This is a genomic window from Fulvivirga kasyanovii, assembly GCF_009711405.1.
Lineage (GTDB): Bacteria > Bacteroidota > Bacteroidia > Cytophagales > Cyclobacteriaceae > Fulvivirga > Fulvivirga kasyanovii.
The window spans coordinates 1-694 of the sequence record NZ_SMLW01000103.1; the positions used below are offsets into that span (position 1 = coordinate 1).

1 protein-coding gene is annotated in these 694 nt (G+C 46.4%); it reads right to left on the bottom strand.

All coding sequences use genetic code 11. The features are described 5' to 3' along the window. Positions 1 to 694: hypothetical protein (locus E1163_RS30135; RefSeq protein ID WP_185155879.1), on the bottom strand; the 694-nt coding region annotated here is incomplete at both ends.

A 694-nucleotide genomic window follows, 5' to 3' on the forward strand; every position in this document is an offset into this window, starting at 1 on the left:
ATCATCTTTTTTGTTATCTGCCGCTTCAATAGCTAAATCCTTTAAATTGAGGCTTTTTGTCCTTTCCAGCAGTTTTAGAAGGCGTTCGACCTGCCGCTGCTCTTCCCGGACGCTGTATACGACTGAACTATAATTTAAAAACGCTTTGTTAAACGTGTTTTTCATAGTCTCCAACACCTCAACATCACAGCGCATCAATGTTGAATCTGAAGATATGGATAGCAGATTTATGATCACCTCTTTTTTTGCGCCACCACTCCCCAACCTTTCCAAAGCCTTCTGTACAAATTTTGGGTTGTAGACCAAATACTCTGATAAATATGCAGCCACGCCTTCCGTACTCCTTGGTGACCGAATGACCCTGCCTATATTTTCTTCCGTAACCGGTTCATTTCTTATGGCATCAATTCTCGCCTTTTCGGCAGCCACTTCTTCAGCTTTCTTCTCTGCTTCAACTTTCCTGGCAGCGTATGTGCTTCGTGCCGACTGAACGGCCTCCGCTGTCATGGATGAGGACATCAGGGCCTTTATTGTATTTTGCCCCGGATCAATACGTCCATCTACGCCCTTTCCACTCAGCCCCCTTACCTCTCGCTGAAAGACTTCTATCGCCTTAATGGTAGCCTCTAAATGCTCCGGCGCCATCTGAGCCCGGTATTGAGTGTCGCTTTCGGCCTTTTCTACAGGTTGGGCT